The following is a 20,017-nucleotide window of genomic DNA, read 5'->3' on the forward strand; positions in this document are numbered from 1 at the left end:
AAGTTACCGCTCGGGGAGGGGATTTGCTTTGGTGTTTTCATCAACACCGGTGTACTCGGTGCCAAATGCCGGATCAATCCGGATGGCTTCGGTCGGGATCTTCATGAAGGTTTGGCCAGGGATCTCGCCAAGAGAGCGGATGCGATCTGCAATGATCGTGTTCTCGGGGTCGAGATATAGCGCCATCGCAAGCCGGTCGAGGGTTCGTTCCTTGTCGCCAAGTGTCTGGTAGAGGTCCGCAAGTGCGATCTGCGGCTCGACGGACTGGCCCTTGTCGATTGCAGCCGCAGTCAGGTATGCCTGCTCAGCAGTGTCAGCATCGCCCATCACCTCAGCAAACTTCCCAAGCCGGAGATAATCAGTCAGCGAGCCGTGCTCACGTGTCTGATCGTGGAGGAACTTTGAGAGTTCAGCCTCCCTGCCCGATTCAAGCAAGGCATTGGCGAGCATGTCGGTGATGTCCGATCGGTTTGGGTCTGAGTCGTGAGCGATCCACAGGTGGTCGATCGCATTGCGATAGTCGCCCTGCCTCAGAGCAACCTGTCCAGCGAGGAATCGGCCCTCAGCGCTCGGTTTACGCGCCACATACTCTTCAAACTCCAGACGAGCCAGGTCAAGGTCGCCGGCTTCCATTGCCTTGAGTCCCGATGCTTTGACAGCTGAAACCGGGCGTTCACGGTCGGTAAAGAACGCGCAGCCTGTTGCCCCAAGAAAGGCAGCAGAAAGGACTGAAACCGTGATTGTCTGGCGCAGTGTCGGGAGAGATCGACGGGGCATATGGGCAACTCCTGGCTTTGGGGCGTCGGCCGCGGACTGGCAATCTGCGAGAATATCGGCATAGTACGGGCGATCTCACCCACTGGCTTGTCGTGTGTCAAGAATGTGTCATGATCCAGCCTGAGAACCAGCATGGCACGCACGGGCACAAATGCCGCACGGTGGTGCTGCTCCATCTCCCCGGTTCGGCCAATTTCGAAGTCGGAGAGCACTATGACTGGCTCATCGAGGTGGGGGCCGAAGCGCCTCTTGTGGCCTTTCGGACAAAGAAGCGGCCGGATTGTGCAGATATGGGAAACCGTGGTTGTGTGTTTGAGGCAGAACGCCTGACAGATCATCGGAGTGAGTATCTCACCTACCAAGGCCCTGTGTCGGGTGATCGTGGGCACGTCACTCGGGTTCGAGAAGGATCTGTATGCATGATAGAGATGTCTGACACCGATTGCGCCATGGAGGTCGTCTTTGAGGGAGTACGTGTTCGGTATGCCGGTGTTCGTTTTGATTTGGAATCCCGCGCACAGATGTGGCGATTCACGGCCAGTATGCTGCCGAGTTGCCGATGAGTCACATTGTGTGTGTGAGTGTTGTTGATGTTGTGTCGTCAAACCGAAAGGAGGTCGTCGATGTCAGAACAGCAAGGCCCAAATCCCAGCATGCCTGAAGAAGGGCGGCTTGCTAACGTGCCGGTTGGTCACGAGGTGCCCAACATCATGCGCATGCCACACGGCCCGGGGCATGGCGCTGTGATGGTCAAATCGTTCCATTGCAGGTTAACCGGTGATGCGCTGGAGTATGTTGATGACATGATCAACACATGGCTCGAGAACAATCCCAGCTTCGAGGTGAAGTTTGTCACGACCGCTGTTGGTGAATGGTCGCACAAATCTTCGAAGGAGCCGAATCTTGTAGTGCAGGTCTGGGTGTGAGTCAGATACTCAAACCATCGCGCAGAAACATCGTATAACTGGCACGGACTACCGGCTTGCGGACCGATTCCGTTGCTTGGTCGTCTGCACATCCGATAGATACAGGATGTGTGGGATCGCAGGGCTGTTTGCAGGACCAGACGTGCCATCGCACGTTCACACGTCGCTGGTGCGCGATGCGATATCGATGCGCGACGCATTGACACATCGTGGGCCTGATGATGCGGGTCTGTGGGCAGACCATTCTTCACTTGGCTGTGTTGTACTCGCCCATCGCAGGCTGGCAGTGCGAGATACGTCACATGCTGGTGTGCAGCCGATGCGATCACGCAACAGCGTGATTGTCTACAACGGTGAGATATACAACCAGCCGGACGTACATGCAACTTTCGATGCAGACTCCTTGCCGGATCCGTGTGATACTGCGACAGTGCTTGGAGCAATGGATATCAATGGCGCGAGCGCGTTGCGATCGTTCCGTGGAATGTACGCGCTTGCGCATTACGAGTTGCACTCACATTCACTGACGCTCGCACGTGATCCTATGGGGATCAAGCCGCTCTACTGGACGATCATCCGTGTGGAAGGGCACGATGTGGTTGCCTTTGCCAGTGAGATTGCAGGTTTGCTTGCGCATCCAAACGTGACAAGGAAACCTGACCCTGTCACAATAAGTTCATACCTCACAACAATCCGTACGACACTCGGTGAACGGACGCTGCTGGATGGTGTTCGCACGCTGTTGCCAGGGCAGACAATCTCGTTTCGGTATTATGGCAACACGTTGCAAACCCAAAGAGAGCGGATCGAAGTCGATGATATTGTGATCGGTGTCCATGCGGTGTCTACGGAGCACACCTTTGAAGAAGCTGTTGACCTGACGCGCGAAGCAGTCACCCGATCGATACATGCACATCTGCCGAGTGATGTGCCGATTTGTTGTCTTCTGAGCGGCGGCCTTGACAGCTCGATCATCGCGTCGGTGCTTTCGGATCGTTTGCGACAGCGCGGAACGCTTGGGAGCGTGACATCCTCTCTTGCAACGTGGTGTGCGGCATCTGATGAAGCTGAAACCGATGATCTGGTGTTCGCGCGAACGATGGCATCGCATCTTCGCACGGAACATCACGAGGTCATTGTGTCCCGCGACATGTTTCTTGATCAATGGCTGAGCATGATACGTCGATCGTGCGTGCCGCTTTCGACGCCGAACGAGATTGCGATTGCGGAGATCGCTCGTGACATGCGATCGAATGGGTACGTTGTTGCGATGAGCGGTGAGGGAGCAGATGAGTTGTTCGGCGGGTATGACCAGCCGCTGTCCATCATCACCGATGCGTTTCGACGCGATGTGGATGTTGCAGACGATGCGGAACTCGACATCCTCGCATGGATGCCGACGCAGATCAAGCCGATGCTGATGACAGAATCCGCCTTTGAAGCGGCTGAGCATGATGCGAACCTTGTTCTCTATATTCGTGACACAGTTCGTTCTGCACGTGATTTTGCGAAGGGAAAGTACCCCGGCGATACTGCGTGCGATCTGCGGCTGCGTGCACATCTTGAGTTTTCGACAAAATCGAATCTTGTCGGATTGCTTCAGCGACTCGATACGTCGTTAATGCAGCACTCGATCGAAGGCAGGACGCCGTTTGCCGATGCTGGCATTTCACAGTTTGCATCATCGCTTTCCGTGTCAGATCGCTTTCATATTGATACTGATGGTGTAACAACAAAGCGTGTGCTCCGTCACGGGTTTGCGGGTGTGTTGCCCGAGTCTATCGTACAGCGCAGCAAACGGTCGTTCCCGCTTCCATTCAGGGAGTGGATCGCGTCCGCTTCAGATGTGCTGCGAGAGAGCGAGGTCGTTCGCACATGGATCAAGCCCGAGATCGTTGATGCAATTTCCGATCAGCCAGCACAGCACTGGCGACTGGCGTGGCCCATCATGAATCTTGCGATCTGGGGCGAGCGGATGTTTGGCGATACAGGGGTGCTTGAGCGGATGCACTCGACAAACACTACGACCGTTTCCCGATAAGCCACAGCATTCCGGGGTTCCGCGTTGCAATACAAAGCCCAAGATATGCAGCACCTCCGGCTATCGTGGCTGCAAAGAGGCGCAGCAGGATGACAGAAAGTGAACCACTCCCGGGGATAAGCTGCTGCACGAGAAGGACACAAGCGATCAGTCCAAGCAGCGGAAAAAGCATCGTGTGAACGCGACCAATATCGTGTGACTCGAACAGTTTGCCGTCCATTCTGCGATGCAGCAGAACACACAGAATGAGCAGTTGAACGATGCTTGCAATCACGGTAGCAAATGCGAGCCCCTGCTCGTGCATGAACCACATGAGCGTCACATTCAAACCGAAGTTGAGTAGAACCGCGTATGCTGCAATGCGAACCGGCGTCACTGTATCCTTGAGCGAGTAAAACGATCGAATCACAACCTGCTGGAGGGCGAACGCCCAGATTCCAGTGCTGTACATTGCAAGAATGCCGGCGCATCGGGTTGCGCCGTCCGCGGAGAACTGCGAACTCCCATACGCAAGCGCGGTGGTCATGTCGCGCGCAACTAGGACAATACCGGCACACGCAGGCAATGCCAGAAAGAGTGAACCCATCATGCCATTGCGGAGTGCCGCAATGAACACCTCTCTGTTCTCAGCCGACCGTGCCAGGACGGGAAACAGTACAGTGCCAAGTGCGGTGCCAAACAGTCCGAGCGGGAGCATATAGAAACGTTGGGCATAGAACAGCACAGAGTTTGACGACTCGTCGAGTGGGTATGCAAATCCGAAGATCGTTGCGCCAACGTAAATTGGCCATGTTGCGATAATGACATCGGCAAGCGAGTTCAACTGCGTGACGCCGAGCCCAATGACCGCGGGAACAAACCGCTTGAGCGCAGCCCTGACATTCTTGTTTGCGTCCGCCAGCGCCCATCGTCGGGGAGCATACTTGCGAAGTTCAATGAAGTGCCACACAACCTGGACTGCACCGGAGAGCGTAATAGCGCCAGCGACCCACATTGCTGTGCCGGACTCATTGAGCCCGAGCACAGCCCGACCGATCGCGAGCGCGAGAATCATCATGCAGTTCATGATGATCGGTTGTGCGGCTTGAGGTGCGAATCTGCCATGGACCTGCAGCATGCCGGCTGTCGTTGCAGCAACGCAGATTAGCGGCATGAACGGCATCGTCATCAGGAGCAGCCGAATGCCGATCGCGCGTTCAGCACTGTGATCGAACAGCACCAGTCCGAGCGCTAGCGCGGTCTCAAAGATGAGCCACAGCACACCCGTTGCCATTACAAGCAAACCAACAATTGACCAGGCAAACGCCGATGCTCGATGGGCGTCCTTTTCCGCTAAACCGGCGTACTCGGGCACGATGGCAGCGGATAGTGCACCCTCGCCGAACAACCGCCTGAATATATTGGGCACAGAGAGCGCGGCTGCAAACGCTGATGCAACCGCGGTATCACCAAAGACACGGGCGAGCAGGACATCGCGCGCGAGCCCGCAGATACGGGAGATAAGCGTCAGTCCAGAAACAACACCGAGGCTGCGCGACACACTTGTCTGCTTCCGGGGCGCAGATGACTGCTGGTGTGTGTCAGCCTCGGGCTGTGGCTCTGGCTCCATAGGCAAAGAGTATCGGCAGTTGTCTCAGGGTTGCAGGATGCAGCGTGACGAGCTCAGCCAATCAACAGAAAGAACACGAGATGGTGCAGCACCAGCACGGGCAGCAGCAGAATTATCGCACGAGCCATGTATCCGAAGAACGATGGCATGCGAAGGCCGCTCGATTCAGCAATCGCACGCACCATGAAGTTCGGCCCATTGCCAATGTACGTCATTGCCCCAAAGAACACTGCACCGGTAGAGATGGCAGACAGTATCATTGCGCCAGTGTGCCTTGTTGTGCCGTCTTCATTGAACAGGAACGCATGGACCGATGCCGGATCGATATTTGTGTTCTCAGGCGCCAGCATGTTGAAGTGCTCATTTCCAAACGCGATCTGCAGGAAGTTCAGATACGTTGGCGCGTTATCGAGGACACCTGAGAGCGCGCCCGTCAGATAGTAAAACGCGTGGACGGAATCAATACCGAGTTGCTGTCCGTGCGTGGAAAGGTATCCGAGCGCTGGCATCATGGTTGTAAAGATGCCGAGGAACAACAGGCCCACTTCCTTGACAGGGAAGAAATCGAACTCGTTAGCGTGCAGTATTTCACGTGGAGCGAGCTTGTATGACATAATGGCGACAAGAATCTGGAAGGTTGCTCCAACCGGTAATCCCTCGAACTGGGTCATGCCCATCGCTTTCAGAATGGGATCAATAAACACACCCAGGATCATCAGACCGAGACAGATGATGCCAACCGCACCCTTCAGGCGTAAGCCAAACTTTGCAGGTTCGACAACAACCTCATTGTCGTCATTAGTGGGATTTGCGGGGCCAATCTTCCAGTCAATGACGGCAAACACCGAGAGCAGGAGTGTGATAACAAATGCCCACTCCGCAAGCATGTGTTCTGCAGTCCAGAAGAATGGCACGCCTTTCAGGAAACCGAGGTACAGCGGCGGATCACCAATCGGTGTGAGGGCACCGCCACAGTTGGAGACAATAAAGATAAAAAATACAACGTGGATAGGCTTCAGGCGCCCTGCATTGACGCGCATGAACGGTCTGATCAGCAGCATCGAAGCGCCGGTTGTTCCGACGATGTTTGCGATGACAGCACCAAATCCAAGCAGCGCAACATTCAGCTTGGGACCGCCCTTCCCTTTCAGATCAACAAGTACGCCGCCAGAGACGACAAACAAGCCACCAACAAGAGCAATAAACTGGTAATACTCAAGGGCCGCGTGTTTGAGCTGGTAGAGTCCATACGACATGCCGTGCGAATAGGGCTCGTCGCCCTTGAATGCAAAGAAGTAGTACGCTGCAACAACGCCTCCCAAGAAGAAGGCAAAGTCGGGAAAGTGTGAGTGCCAGAACTTTCCGTTAATGAACGGCATCAATGCGATTGAGCCAAGCAGCAATGCAAACGGGAGCACGAGCCAGATCGGTATGGCAGGAGCCGGGCCGTGTGCGTGCGCAGCATGCTCTGTGGGATCATGATCTGTAGCAGTTTCTGAGCCCGCTGGGTGTGTGTCCTCGCTGTGTTCGGGCTCTGTGCCGCTGGCATGATCATTTGTCTGGTTGTTCTGCGATGGGTCGGCATGTTCCTGCTGAGGTGTTGGAGGAAGATGCACTGACTCGCCATCACCGTCGGCAACGATTGTGCCATGACTTGCAGCGTCTGAATGCGCTCCGTGGTTCCAGGATGCGGGTAGAACGAATGACACCAAGGCCCCGATGATCAGCCCAGCAATCAGCGTGAGAATCCAGCACTTTGGGCCGGTGAATCCGTGGGAATGGTCGTGCGAGTCTGACATATGGTGTCCTGATCATGCCAATCGTGGGAGTCTGGAATGGTTTCAACGTACGGTCGGCACTGGTTTATCGGCGAAACGGGTGTCCTGATCGAAATGTGTGTGCGGATGTGCCGTATTGCGAAAGTTCGGGCTGCGTAACAGACGTATCAAATCACCTGAAACGGGCGTTGAACTGCGATGAGTCACGGATTGCGCTATGAGAGATCAGGTAGAGAACAAAGCCCGATCGGCAGACATTGCGCGGTCCAGATACCTGTTTTACGAGTGCGATGTCTGGGTGCTTTGCGCGGCGGGGACTTCCACAATCGGTGTTTCTGGGGGGTGGGTACGTTCTTCTGCAACCCGCTTGTTGCGTTTGGTGAACCACTTTAGTACCGACTTTGCGAGTTGGGCGTAATCGTCGCTGCCAGCAGCCGCTGGCGCATATGCGAAGATAGATTGGCCGAAGCTCGGACATTCCGCAAGCTTGATATTCCGGCGGATCGCGGGCGTAAACACCTGTGAGTGTTGCCATGGCACCGCTTGTGATCGTGATGAGGAGAAGAACCCGCGAATATCCGAGACGACTTCCTGCGTGTGTGTCGCCTGCTTGTCGTACATGCAAAGGACGACGCCCGCAACCTCAAGGGTCGGGTTGAGTTTCTGACGAACCAGCGAGATAGTTTCGAGAAGCTTGCTCATTCCCTGCAGGCTCAGGAAGTGTGCCTGCATCGGGATGATGACCTGATCAACCGCAGCGAGCGCAGATAGTGTGATCAACCCGAGTGAAGGGGGGCAATCGAGCAGAATGTCGTCATACTGATCCGCCACCTGATCAATCGCTGCACGTAAGCGTTCATATCTGTCAGAAGCTTGCCCGAGTTCCATCTCAGCCGCAGCAAGATCTGTCTCGGCAGGGATGACATCAAGTCGCTCTTCTGCGTTGACTATGACGTTTGGTGTGACACTTGGGTCGTGTAGAACGTCATAGATCGAGCCGTGCTCGCTTGCTTCGACACCAAGATGGAGTGATGCATGGGCCTGCGAGTCGAGATCAATCAGCAGTACGCGCCGCCCTGTGCGCGCCAAACCGGCCGCAAGATTGACCGCGGTGGTTGTTTTGCCAACGCCGCCCTTCTGGTTCAAGAATGCAACTTTTTCGGGCGGACCCGAGGTTGCGCGAGCTGGTATGGGCAGTTGCTTTGATGCAGTGCTCGCGGGCTCATCAACTTGATCAGGCTGGTTTGGCATCATGGTGCCTGAGTATAGGAAGACTTCAGAGATTCCTGCAGAATGACGCCAAAGTGCGGTGGACGAGAGACGCGGATATACCGGGCGCCGGCTGTCGATAACTGTCGATTGCTACTGTATGTTGCGCCCATCGGGCTGTTGTGTTTCTACAGGCAACGTGTCAATGGTTGCTGTGCTTCTCAGTTGGAATGGGTGCTGTCCGTTCGCTGCGGCTGTCGCCTCATCAACGATCTGTTTCAGTCGTGCAACTTTGATCGCCGTCACGACAAGGAACGCCGCAAAGACCAATCCAACAGCGTAGACGAGTCTGGCGTTCCCAAGTGAGATCAGCACACCGATTGATGCAAAGATCAATCCAATGCCATAGAGAGAGAATACCGCCCCTTTCACGCCGAGCGCTCGCTTGAGCATGTGATGCAGGTGTTGGTCATCGGGAGCGCTCAGCGGCAGACCAGCCATCTTTCGTCTGATGATCGCGAGCACAGTGTCAACGATTGGGATCGCCCAGATGAGAAGCCCCGCAAAGACGAGATGGGTTCGGCTGTAATCGCGCGAGATAACATCGCCGGAATCGCCGAGCGTCAGGATAATGACCACGGTGCAATATCCGAGCAGCATTGAACCGCAGTCACCTAAAAAGATGGAAGCAGGATTGAAGTTGTAGGGGAGGAACCCGAGACACGCACCAAGCACCGACATGCAGAGGATGATGCGCTGTGCATCGCGCTCGCCGTCGTCGCGTAACGCGAGCACTGTGGCAACGCCGAGCAGCCCGAGCATCGCAACGATTGTAATTCCGCCGAGCAGTCCATCGAGACCGTCGACGAGATTTGCAGCATTGCATCCGCCGAGAACAAACAGCGCAATCAGAGCGGTGCCGACCCAGTAGACGGTGTCGAACTCCAGCCCTGGAATACCGAAGTTGAAAATCAACTCCGAATCATTGAAGAGCCATTGGCCAAGCGGGCGTACCAGTCCGCTCGCAACCGCAACACCAACATTGTCATATGCAAGGGCAGCCGCCGCAAACAACTGTCCTGCAATCTTGATGCGTGGAGAGATGTCCATGACGTCGTCGAGGAGCCCGACGAGCATAATGACAAACATCCCGAACACGACTGCCCATGGTATTGGTTCTGCAGGAATGCCATCCAGGAACTTTGAGTTGTGATACCGGATCAGTCCCGGAAACTCAATGGCAAGATAGCTGAAGAGCACGCCGCCCATCAAGCCAAGGAAAACTGCTGCACCGCCGAGATATGCAACCGGAATTCGATGCACCTTTCGGGGGTCACTGGGCTTGTCGATGATGCCGTGTCGCAACGCGAGACGGCGCATGACAGGTGTTGCAATAAGCGTCACAATGAACGCGATGACAAACACCCACAGGTACCCGTTGAGGACGTGTGTGGCGGTCTCGTGTGAGGAGGTGAGCCCTGCTCTGGATGCGAGCGAGTCATATTGTGACTGCATCGACTGGATAGACGTTCCGAGTTCCCTGATGTCGTGGAGCAACTCCTGTTGGAACGTTTCACTATCAAACGCGGGCACAGCGACTGTGCCATTGGGAAGATCGAGAGGGATGTCTGGCTGGAAACTCATGCAGACGTCTGGTCCGTTGATTGATGGGTACTGGATTTGGTATGGACAATCGGCGCGTTCGCAGATCCCTTGCGTATGGAGCGGGCGAGATCAAGAACTGTCTGCTCCAGCGTGATGGATGGATTGAACGTGACCACAGAGCGTAGCCGTGTCAGATCAGGCTGCCTTTGCCTCAGATCTTCAAATCCGGTTGTGTATGCCTTTTCATACGGGATGTGAAGCTTCTGTGAATCAGACTCCAGTGTGGCGATAACTGTGTCTGCCAGCGAGTTGATGGTGATGGGCGTGTCATTCCCGACATTGAAGACTCTTCCCCACGCGTCGTTGCGGCGAAGGAGCTGCGGAAGAACTTTTACAACATCACGGACATCACAAAGACATCTGCTCTGCTCGCCGTCGCCATGCACTTCGAGCGGCTCGTTTATGAGCGCCCGTTGCACGAAGTTCGGCAGCACCATGCCATACGAGCCGACCTGTCGCGGCCCAACGGTGTTGAAGAATCGTGTTACTACGCAGCGAAGCCCGTGCATCTGCCAGTGCGCAAGCGCGAGGTACTCGTCGATTGCTTTGCTGGCTGCGTATGACCAGCGCCCGACGCTGGTTGGACCGTACAACACATCGTCTTCTTCGGAAAACGGTGACTTTGTTCCTTTTCCGTAGACCTCGGAACTCGATGCAATGAGCACGCGCACCGGGTGACCACGCTTGTGCAATGCGTTGGCAGCGTGCAGAAGTGCTGATGTTTGATGCACATTGGTCTCGATTGAATCGATCTGATTTTCGATGATCAGACGCACACCGACCGCTGCTGCAAGGTGGTAAACCTCATCAAAGAACTCGCCCCTGCCGAACGCTCTGAGTGCATCGGCAAGGTCTGCTTCAATAAACCGGAGTCTCGGATGCTCGGTTGGCAAGTTTGTTCGCCTGCCCGTGCTGAGATTGTCAACGACGGTGACATGGTCTCCTCGCTGGAGGAGGAGATCAACCAGATGCGAACCGATAAACCCTGCTCCCCCTGTGACCAGAGAGCGTTGTGGCTGCGCAGACGTGCGCAATGTTGACATCACATCATCTGCTGCCAATGACACACTCCTGACACGTGAAACACCAGCACAGATCGACGTTTACGCGCTCTCTCGATAGCGCTGTGTCGCGAGGATGTTCTGCATGAGATAACCGCCTGCTTCCGGCTGCACCTTGTTGATAACGACACCCAGTATGGCTGCCTTCTTCTGTGTAAACTCGTTTCGCAGACGGGTCAATAGTCCTTTGGTATCCTGGCCAGCCTGCACAACAAACATGAGCAGATCTGTTGAGTCCGCGAGCGATGCAGCATCACCCGAAACAATCGGCGGCGGCATATCAACAATCACAACTTCATAACTGCGTTTGGCTTGCGCGATAAGTTCAGCAGCGCGCGGTGTAGAGAGAAGTTCCATCGCGTTGCGGTCGGCGTTTCCTGCGGTGAGAAGATTCAGATTGTCCGCCTTTTCAACTGTTGAAACAGCGTCTGCAAGCGGCACCTTCCCTGACAAGACCTCACTCAGTCCCGGAGACCTTTGCTGATTGAGAGCCTCATGGAGCGAGGGCTTCCGAACGTTGCCATCAATCAGGAGCACATTCATGCCTGTTGATGCCAGTGATGCTGCCAGATTGATAGCAACAGTTGTTGCCCCGGCTTTGGCTGAGCAGGGGATCACAAGCATCGACTTGCTCTCGCCCTTGGCAAGTTGCGATATCACACCGGCACGAACATGTCTGAAGCTCTCGGCCACCGCGCTTGTCGGCTCATCAATGAATGTTGTACTGGGATTTGTTGCTGCTGATCGATCACGATTGGTGTGAGGAATCATGCCGAGAACTCGAAGGCGGGTCGAACCGAAGACATCGGATGCACCATGAATGCGTTGGTCCAGCGTCTCGCGCAGGAAAATAACAATCCCAACGAGCAACACAAACAGGACAGCGACACCGGGAATAACAATCTTCGCCTCAGGCATTGTTGGCGATGCGGGAACAGATTCATACTGCGCAACACTGACACGTCCCGCTAGGTTTGATTTGGTGCGAGAGGTGAGATCGGAGAGCGTGTCGATACGATCCTTGATGCTTTCGTCGATGTATTCGATCTCATCATCAATATCGCTCACAGCAGCACGAAGAATCTCGAGATCGTTCAGCTTTGCTTCGCTCTCTCTTTCATCCTCGCCAAGTTTAGTCAGCTGCGCGACCAGCTGGCTTACGTTGGTTCTTGAGTATTCTGTCAAACTGTCGAGCTTTTCTCGTAACTGACGAGCCTTTTCTCGTTCGAGCTGCTGACGAGCACCTTCAAGCTGTGCTTCCAGTCGTTGCAGAATCTGATGCCCGGGGAGGAACCGTTCCCTGTAACCGATACGAAGCGATTCCAGCTCGTTGACTGTGCCGGTCAGACGCATGATCTGCGGGTCCTGCTCAACAAGCATATACACTTGTTCCGGGAATGTACCTGTTCGAACATGTCCCTCAAACTGAGCGAGCTCAATGTTGGAGGCCTCGAGTATTTTGTTTGTTTCAATGATCGATTCTTTGATTGCGCTAAGCTTGGTGCCTTCTTCAGACACGCGATTCTCGAGAACAGTCGAGTTTGCCCGCTTCAGAAGCTCCTTTCGAGAGTTTTGGAGTCGTGTTTTTTGGTCAGTAAAGTCCTTGATCTCTGCCTCAAGTCCACTGGTATCCTGGCTGACTTCCTTGTTTGTCTGTGTTTCAACTGCTTCCATGTAGGCAGCACGAATGAGACCGATGATGCCGTGAACTTCTGATGGCTCGGTCCAAAGCAATGACATGGTTATCCACGATGTGCCTGATTCGATTCGAGCGCTCAAATCAGTCTGCAGGTCGTCGACAGCCTCAGCAACATCAAACGTGCCGTTTTCAAGATAGTACCGATGCCAATTTGGAGCGATAGAAGCAAGGCGGGGATTTGTCATTGCTGCGCGAAGTACCGCCTCAGACTTCATCATTGCCTGATGCGTCTTCATGAAACGTTCCATTTCATCCTCATTGGCGTTCAGTATTGGCTTGCCAAGCTTTTCCGTAGGCTCTTCATACTCAAAGATTGCTGCTGCGCGGTAGAGCGGATAGAGGCGCAACCAACCAATATGTACACCAACACCAAGTGCCAGACCAATCATGAGGGCGACCAGCAGCGTGACCCAATGCTTGCGAAGAAGTTTAAACGGATCAATCTGCTTCATTGCAGCAGCACTGGGAGCAGCTGGAGCAGGGCGTGATGGAGGTAGTTGTGTCATCGTTTGAGTGTCCCTTGTAATTCGCGCATTCTGGCAATATCAGCGGTTTCCCATCGGCAAAATCTGCTGGTGACCTCGGCGAAACTCCTCGACCCGAGCGTCTTGATAAACATTACTCTCTTCCCGCCGCAGCAAGTTCATCAAGCTCTACCTTGAGACGTTCCTTCAGGTTCGGATTCTGGCTGACTTCACGATCAAGCCAGGTACGGATTTGAGAGATGTTTCGGCCCTGAGCAAGGCGCAACTGTCCGATATGTGCGAGTGTTGTAGCCACTTCTCGGCCCTTTGTTGAATAAAGAAATGCGGTGCAAAGCACACCATCTGCACTCTCAAGATCGCCTCGTTTCATGAATACGACACCAAGGGTGTCAAGAACATTTGGATTCTGTGGAATGAGTTGGGCAGCTTGCTCTGCGTGTTGCAACGCTTCATCAAGTTCGGCCTGTGATCCGGAGCCATACTTCGCGAGTAAGTATGCGATATCGTTGTGGAGCGAGCCGGTAGCAAGTACATTTTTGTTCTGTTCATGAAGTTCAATGAGCTTTCTTTGTATCTCAACTGCCTCGAGATGTCGCTCATTTTCCGTGAGTATGCGATTCATTTCAGTGAGCGCGTTGATCTGGATCTCAGGATTTGCAGATTGGCTTAGTTGATCGAGTTCCCGCAGTGTTGTATCTGCATCGATCGATGAAGTTGCTTGTGCGGTAATAAATCTCGCCCAGTCACTCGACATGAACGAATCAATTCGCATGCGTGCAACCGACGATACATAGTCGCTTTCATTCGAGAACGCACTGTGATACTTCTCAAGCAAGCTGAGCACCAGAAGGGGTTTGCTCTGTACCAGACGGAGCGCTTGTGTGGCGTCGGCTTCCGCCTGTTCAACCCGGCCACGAAGATGCTTGGTTCGAGCCCGCTGCATGAGCATCTCAGGATTGGACTCGATTTGAATGTCTGTGCGATCAACGACGCTGCCAGCTTCTGAGATATCCGGTGGATCCATCTGAAGTGAACACTCGACAATAAACGGAAGCAGTTGTGCACTCAGTGTTGTGTTTGCGTTTTTGTTTGCGACTTTGTATCCATCGATCGCGTATGTTCTCGCCTCTCTCCACGCATTATGTGAAGCGAACACCTCTGCCATCTTAACTCGCAGCATGGCATCATCGGGCCACTTTTCTAATGCGCGGCTAACAAACTCTGTTGCATCACCGGTGCGGTTGACTTCAAGGAGACGTTCTACGACTCCTGGGTAAGCGCCACGGCGATTTGGATCGACCGATGTCGTGCGCTCTGCATCACGTATCAGATTATCCAGATTTCCAAGCTGGCTGTTCACAGCTGCCCTTAGTGTGAGTGCGTCAACAGAATCCTCCTGCAACACAAGCGCCTGGTCAAGATCACCGAGAGCATCCGGATATGTTTCCGGCTGGAGCATATTGATTCGGGCACGAGCGATGTAGGCTCGATTATCGCGAGGAAACTTCTGGATAATGTTGCCGATTTCTGTCAGAGCGGCTACACGTTGTTCGGCTCTCACCAGCATCTCGACGCGCATCAGCGCAGTTGTGATGTCGTTGGTGAGTGGCCCACTGAGAGATGCAAATACCTTGTCCGCGTCATCGAATCTGTTCAAGGAACTCAATGCCGCAAGATACATAGGCACCGCTTGAGAATAAAGAGATGTCTTATTCTCAACGATTGGCGCGAGTAGTTCCGCCACTTGATCATACTGGCGGATGCTCTGATGCATTGACGCCTTTGCAACGGCAATTCGTTCCTGCTGTTCTGCGGTGAGTTTGGTGAGTCGATCCAGAACAGCAATGCCGTCCTGAACTCGGCTAATGCTGGTAAAGAACTGAGCGTATGCCATGTGCCCCTGGATCAGCCTGTCCATGTCAGATGCAGGGATCTTCGAGAGCATTTCCTCGTAGCGAGCAACAGCACCATCTGTATTACCTTGGTCTGCAGCCATTTGCGCACGAAGGCTGGTAACCTCGAACAGAGCATCTGACAAGTTAACACGATTCAGAACAGTGTCAGCCTGCACATATGACTTATTCGTGATGTACATGGCTGCGAGAGCAAGATTATTTGGAAGATCGTCTGGTCGACTCTTGGCAATTTCTTCTCTGCGACGCAGTGCAAGTTCCTTGTCGCCGAGTTCAAACTCAAGCCGAAGCCACAAGTCCGTAAAGACAGGATCTGCGCTAAAGAGCGATTGAGCACTTCTCGCGAGCGCAAGCGACTGTGCCGCGCGATCATCAAGGCGCAACTGTCGTATATACTTAATTGCAATACGTCTGTCATTCGGCGCAAGGTTGTACGCATCCTTGAGTGCGTTCAAGCTGCCGCGGGCATCGCCAAGCTCAGACTTCACTTCAGCAAGGCTAAGATAATGGCTCGCGTTGTTTGTGCCATTGCGAATAATGTCCTCAAGAATCTTGAGTGCGAGCGCGTTATCCTTTTTCGCTCGAGCAACCTGAGCACGATAAAACTTGCCGCCGACTCGATCTAGATTGCGTTGTTCGGCGATTCCTGCAAGACGATCTGCTTCGGCAAAGTCGCTCTCTTGGACTGCCTTGTCAAAGAGCAACTCGATTGTGATCTGTTCGTTGGGATAGTTTGCTTTCAGTTCGTTGAGAACGGAATTGGCAAGGTCGGTACGCTTGTTTGCAGAATACACCGCGTATCTCTGTACCATCTTCGTCATGTCCGATTCGCTGGAACTGTCAATAAGTGCAACTTGCCGTTCTACCGGATCAGTGATTTGAGATCTTGCGATCGCTTCTTTCAGTGTCTGATCATCCGGGTGTGAAGCTAAAGCGGCTTGCAGCACAGCGGTTGCACCATCCTGATCCTGCTTGTACTGAACCAGAATATCTGCAAGCATTGCAGCAAGGCGCGGATTGTTATTCTGTTCCTTCAAGCTAACACGTAAAAGTTCGATCGCCTTGTCGACATCTGGTTCGGTCGTGCCAATTCCGATCGACAAGCGATACGCGGCATTGAGAATGTCAACTATCGGATCGCCGGTGCGCTCCATCCCAAGCAATGCACCCACTTCCATGATTCGATTCTGAACATACTCACTGCCTGGGGCGGACTGGCGAGCTTGCTGATAGAGGCTGTACGAATCCTCGAATTGCCTTAAGTTCTGTGAGAGGATGTCGGCGAGAGCAATGACATAACGGACGTTCTCTCTGTCAAGGGTAATCGCGCGACGAAGACGATCTGCTGCTTGCTGCGGTTTGTTGTCAGCAAGGAGGATGTCTGCTTCAAGCGCTATGCCATCAACGGATGAATCTCCGGTCTTTTGGTTATACTCATGGATTGCATCCCACGCGCGCGCATAATCGCGTTTGACAAAGGCAACTCTGGCTTCGGAGATCAAGAGCAACTCGGATTGTGTTATGTTTTCCTTTGCTTCAGCAAGGTATCGGTCCAGTCGTGTTATTGCTTCGCTGCGGCTGGAATCTTCTTCTGTTTTTAGTGCTTTTATTGCCTGCGCTTCTACTCGACCTTTGTATGCTTCAGTCTTTGCGCTCATGAGCGTAACCCCTTCCAGACTGATTGGTGGAAGAGGAAGCGAGATCGCCTTCTCAAAGAGTGAAATTGCTTCATCCTGTTCGCCGAGGCGAAGCAGCAGCGAACCTGCACTTGCCAGAATGAGGCCGTCAGTCGCATTGTCGTTCGCTGCCCTGCGGCAGATCTCCTTTGTAAAATCGAACGTTTGGAGAATGGATCCTTCGAGCCGAATGAGCGATTCCAGTGTGTATGGATCAAGTTTGGTAAGACTGAGTCCATCGACTGTTGTTAACACACTCTGCACATACTCCTGCGTTTCTGTGCGAACGCGCCGCATTGCGGCTTCCTGCTCATCGAGCACAAGGCCATTTGTTGCGAGTTCTTGTTGTCCATGCACATATGACAGTGCACCTTGGATGAGTGCGTTCGGATCTGACGGTGCACTACGAGTCAACTGTTGTGCGAGCGAAATCGCTTGTTCGAATGCTGATTGTGCTTTTTCAATACGACCACGATTCGCGTCAGATTGTCCTTGCTGAATGATCAGGCTGATCAGTGCTTGGATTGACTCCCAGTCCTGTGGATATGCCTTCTGAACTGCGTTTAGATCTGCAAGAGCGGTATCAATCTGTTTCTGGGTAACAACAGCGTTGAGGAGAAGCTGTTTGGTTATCGATATACCACGATACCTGCGAAAATACTCCCATCCTTCTGGTGCAGCGGGGTTTTCTTCAAAGTTAACCAGTACAGCGATTGCTTCATCTTCAAGGTACTGCCACGCTTCTGGCGCACTGCGATTGAAGATTCGAATGCGCTCGTATTGAACTTTGAGGCGTTCTCCTTGTGTGTCTAGGTTCAATGGTTCCAGATTCGCGAGTGCCACCAGAATACTTGGATACTCGGTCACTGCTTTGCTGCTGTACTCGTTGATCGATTCCGGTGTCCATCGCTTCATTGTGTCGCGCATCTTGCGAAGCGCCGAAGCATTTGAGCTATCCTTTCGATATGCTTTGCCGAACAGCCTGATGGCTTTGGCAAGATCTTCCTGCGTCGCGTTAGGTGTGTTCGCAATCTTGTCGCCCATTTTCTCGATTCGAGAACTGGAACGCAACACCACGACGTAGTACACACCGAGCAGAACGACTGCGACGAATGTCAGCACCACTGCGATCGAGATAACAAAGCGGGTATTCAGACGAGCAGCCATCGGTTTCCCTTTTGTGGACGAGACAGAGCACTGGATACGAACAGTACGAGATCGGAGTTCACTGAACGACCGAGAACCATAAGTTTATCCCGCAGAAGCCGGGTCGGTGTTCTGTTCCTTCAATGTGTTCTCGGGAGGGTATCGACCAAACTTCACTTCAACCCAGTCTGGAAGACACAACATGATGTCGGGCAGGATCTCACTCAACAGACCTTCCGCTGCTTCGACTAGATCATCTTCTGTCTGAATACCGCGCGTTGACGAACCGGTAACCTGAATCTTCGCGTAATAGGCATAGGTATCTGTCAGGTTGAACGCCATCAGGCGGACTTGGTCAGGTGATGCCGCTACCTGGCCGTTCGCAATAAAGAAATAACCTGCAATCACAGTTTCATCACGCTGCGCCTCTGTGAAAGACCCCAGACGAAGCTCAATGTGCTCGGGATCAAGCGGCAAGCGAACTCGGTTGCCATTGCCAGAGCCAAAGTAGGATGTTGGCGCGGTGTAAATCCGGCCAGCCCAGTCCTCAGGGACATCGTCGTCCAGCATCCATCGAGAAATATTGAGATTCAAAGGGACATTGTGCATCGCGGTTTTCAGACCCATGCCGCCACCAATAAAGCATCGATCCGGAACGTGGGGGACAGTGTCGATCTGTCCTGTGTAGTAGGACACATGGAGTTGTACTGCACGTTTCTCTCTGCCTTCGGGGGCATGTTTCTCTTCGTAGTTTCGGCTGACGTAGTTTTGTGTGCCCAGTTCTTCTACGACCTCAGAAGACTCAACCTGGTCAATACCGATCTGTACCCAACTTGTGGTTTCGCGCGGTATCGTACTGACGGCTTGGCCTGAAGCCGGATAAATCGGATCCTTCTGAAGCTGAATCCGCAGCGATTTCACAGTGCCGTAGAAGACGATTCTGCTGACAAGAAGCAGGCACACAACTGTTATGGCAGCTCTGGTTGGCGGAAGTGCTCTCAGAGCCCAAGCACGCACGCTGCCTGCAGGCTTCGTTGACTTCGTCGAATCGGCATTCGAATCGATCACAATACGATTGAGCACCCATGTAAGCCCAAAGAACAAACCCAGACCCGGGATCAGAAGCAGAATGCCAACAATCGAATGCGCTTCGCCCTGGGCGAGCTTGTCGTTGATGAGTGATAGCAGTCCGAGTACCGTGACGCGCACGACATTCAGACCAACCGCGAGTGGTACCGAGAGTGCGATGAGTATGACACGCTGCCACCATTTCTTGCACACGATGAGTGCGACTGCTGTGCCCAGCGCAAGAAACGCAATGACCATCCGCATTCCTGAGCACGCTTCCGCAACATTGAGCGGATGAGAGATGCCGTCGCCGTCAACGAGTTCCAGTGTGTTTCCCAAACGCGATGTTGAATACCCGAAGAAAATGCCCAGTACCTCTAGCAGCATCTCCGCGCCAACTGCCGCAAACCGCTGAAGGCGGAATGTGAGAATCTCCATAGGGCGCTGGGAGATCTTTGCTGCAAACCCGAGATATCCAATCGGTAGAAGAAGAAGTGGAAAAACACGTGGGCCATAAAGAAACAAAGCAGTACCAAGTGCTGCCAGGACGATCGCATATCCTTGGAACATGTGGTTTGAAAACCAGATCACAAATGTGATGTAGATGGCCACACTTGCAGGGATGATCGCGATTGCGGGCCAGAATACAGAACGCTGCTTCCCAGCTAACTCGCCGCGCTTGAGCCAGATCATGTATCCGGCAATGACCGGCACAAACCATGCGTGGCCCCAATCCTCGATCTGATTCAGACTGAACTGATGCTGGCGGTACAGCCATTCCCAGAAAAGGGCGCAGAAGCAGACAAGTACAAGCACACTCGCCACAATCTGCCAGCGCAGGTGGTGTGTGGAAGCCGACGTATCACTTTGATTCGGACCGGCAGTTTTCGCTGGCAAATCACGTGTATCCACGCTCTGTCAATGCTCCTGCCGTCTGGGATGCACCGCCCGATTCGAGCGTAGC

General features: G+C 53.6%; 11 protein-coding genes. 2 read left to right on the forward strand and 9 right to left on the reverse strand.

Annotation, left to right across the window (positions count from 1 at the left end):
• Positions 1-3: 3 nt before the first annotated feature.
• Positions 4-777, reverse strand: a complete 774-nt coding sequence (locus tag H6815_11630; GenBank protein ID MCB9861089.1) for a hypothetical protein — start codon at positions 775-777, stop codon at positions 4-6.
• A 623-nt stretch (positions 778-1,400) separates the two neighbouring features.
• On the opposite strand from H6815_11630, the gene H6815_11635 reads away from it, so the two are divergent.
• Positions 1,401-1,703 carry a hypothetical protein gene (locus tag H6815_11635; protein ID MCB9861090.1) on the forward strand — a complete coding sequence of 101 codons (303 nt, stop codon included), beginning with the start codon at positions 1,401-1,403 and terminating at the stop codon, positions 1,701-1,703.
• Positions 1,704-1,809: 106 nt separating this feature from the next.
• Entirely contained in the window at positions 1,810-3,744 is a 1,935-nt protein-coding gene (gene asnB, locus H6815_11640; protein ID MCB9861091.1) for an asparagine synthase (glutamine-hydrolyzing), read from the forward strand.
• Here the strand turns inward: asnB and murJ are convergent.
• The 8 genes from murJ to H6815_11680 form a co-directional block, all read right to left on the reverse strand.
• Complete coding sequence (gene murJ / locus H6815_11645; protein ID MCB9861092.1) at positions 3,725-5,353, reverse strand: murein biosynthesis integral membrane protein MurJ; 1,629 nt, start codon at positions 5,351-5,353, stop codon at positions 3,725-3,727. The genes asnB and murJ overlap by 20 nt on opposite strands.
• 53 nt (positions 5,354-5,406) lie before the next feature.
• Entirely contained in the window at positions 5,407-7,152 is a 1,746-nt protein-coding gene (locus H6815_11650) for a sodium:proton antiporter (protein ID MCB9861093.1), read from the reverse strand.
• 258 nt (positions 7,153-7,410) lie between these two features.
• Positions 7,411-8,382, reverse strand: a complete 972-nt coding sequence (locus H6815_11655; GenBank protein MCB9861094.1) for a ParA family protein — start codon at positions 8,380-8,382, stop codon at positions 7,411-7,413.
• Between the two features lie 111 nt (positions 8,383-8,493).
• Complete coding sequence (locus tag H6815_11660; GenBank protein ID MCB9861095.1) at positions 8,494-9,984, reverse strand: undecaprenyl/decaprenyl-phosphate alpha-N-acetylglucosaminyl 1-phosphate transferase; 1,491 nt, start codon at positions 9,982-9,984, stop codon at positions 8,494-8,496.
• Entirely contained in the window at positions 9,981-11,066 is a 1,086-nt protein-coding gene (locus H6815_11665; GenBank protein ID MCB9861096.1) for a GDP-mannose 4,6-dehydratase, read from the reverse strand. Before H6815_11665 ends, H6815_11660 begins: the two co-directional genes overlap by 4 nt.
• Positions 11,067-11,108: 42 nt before the next feature.
• Positions 11,109-13,271, reverse strand: coding sequence for a polysaccharide biosynthesis tyrosine autokinase (locus tag H6815_11670; protein ID MCB9861097.1), 2,163 nt, complete (start codon positions 13,269-13,271; stop codon positions 11,109-11,111).
• A gap of 112 nt (positions 13,272-13,383) precedes the next feature.
• Positions 13,384-18,006 (reverse strand): hypothetical protein, encoded by a 4,623-nt coding sequence (locus tag H6815_11675; GenBank protein ID MCB9861098.1) that lies wholly within the window; start codon positions 18,004-18,006, stop codon positions 13,384-13,386.
• Positions 18,007-18,090: 84 nt separating this feature from the next.
• Positions 18,091-19,965 carry an exosortase/archaeosortase family protein gene (locus H6815_11680; GenBank protein ID MCB9861099.1) on the reverse strand — a complete coding sequence of 625 codons (1,875 nt, stop codon included), beginning with the start codon at positions 19,963-19,965 and terminating at the stop codon, positions 18,091-18,093.
• Positions 19,966-20,017: the final 52 nt, after the last annotated feature.

It is taken from the genome of Phycisphaeraceae bacterium (assembly GCA_020639155.1).
Lineage (GTDB): Bacteria > Planctomycetota > Phycisphaerae > Phycisphaerales > UBA1924 > JACKHF01.

Bases quoted from the DNA above. Each gene is read 5' to 3' on its own strand.
- H6815_11630 (MCB9861089.1), bottom strand. From the start codon at position 777: ATGCCCCGTCGATCTCTCCCGACACTGCGCCAGACAATCACGGTTTCA.
- H6815_11635 (MCB9861090.1), top strand. From the start codon at position 1,401: ATGTCAGAACAGCAAGGCCCAAATCCCAGCATGCCTGAAGAAGGGCGG.
- asnB (MCB9861091.1), top strand. From the start codon at position 1,810: ATGTGTGGGATCGCAGGGCTGTTTGCAGGACCAGACGTGCCATCGCAC.
- murJ (MCB9861092.1), bottom strand. From the start codon at position 5,353: ATGGAGCCAGAGCCACAGCCCGAGGCTGACACACACCAGCAGTCATCT.
- H6815_11650 (MCB9861093.1), bottom strand. From the start codon at position 7,152: ATGTCAGACTCGCACGACCATTCCCACGGATTCACCGGCCCAAAGTGC.
- H6815_11655 (MCB9861094.1), bottom strand. From the start codon at position 8,382: ATGCCAAACCAGCCTGATCAAGTTGATGAGCCCGCGAGCACTGCATCA.
- H6815_11660 (MCB9861095.1), bottom strand. From the start codon at position 9,984: ATGAGTTTCCAGCCAGACATCCCTCTCGATCTTCCCAATGGCACAGTC.
- H6815_11670 (MCB9861097.1), bottom strand. From the start codon at position 13,271: ATGACACAACTACCTCCATCACGCCCTGCTCCAGCTGCTCCCAGTGCT.
- H6815_11675 (MCB9861098.1), bottom strand. From the start codon at position 18,006: ATGGCTGCTCGTCTGAATACCCGCTTTGTTATCTCGATCGCAGTGGTG.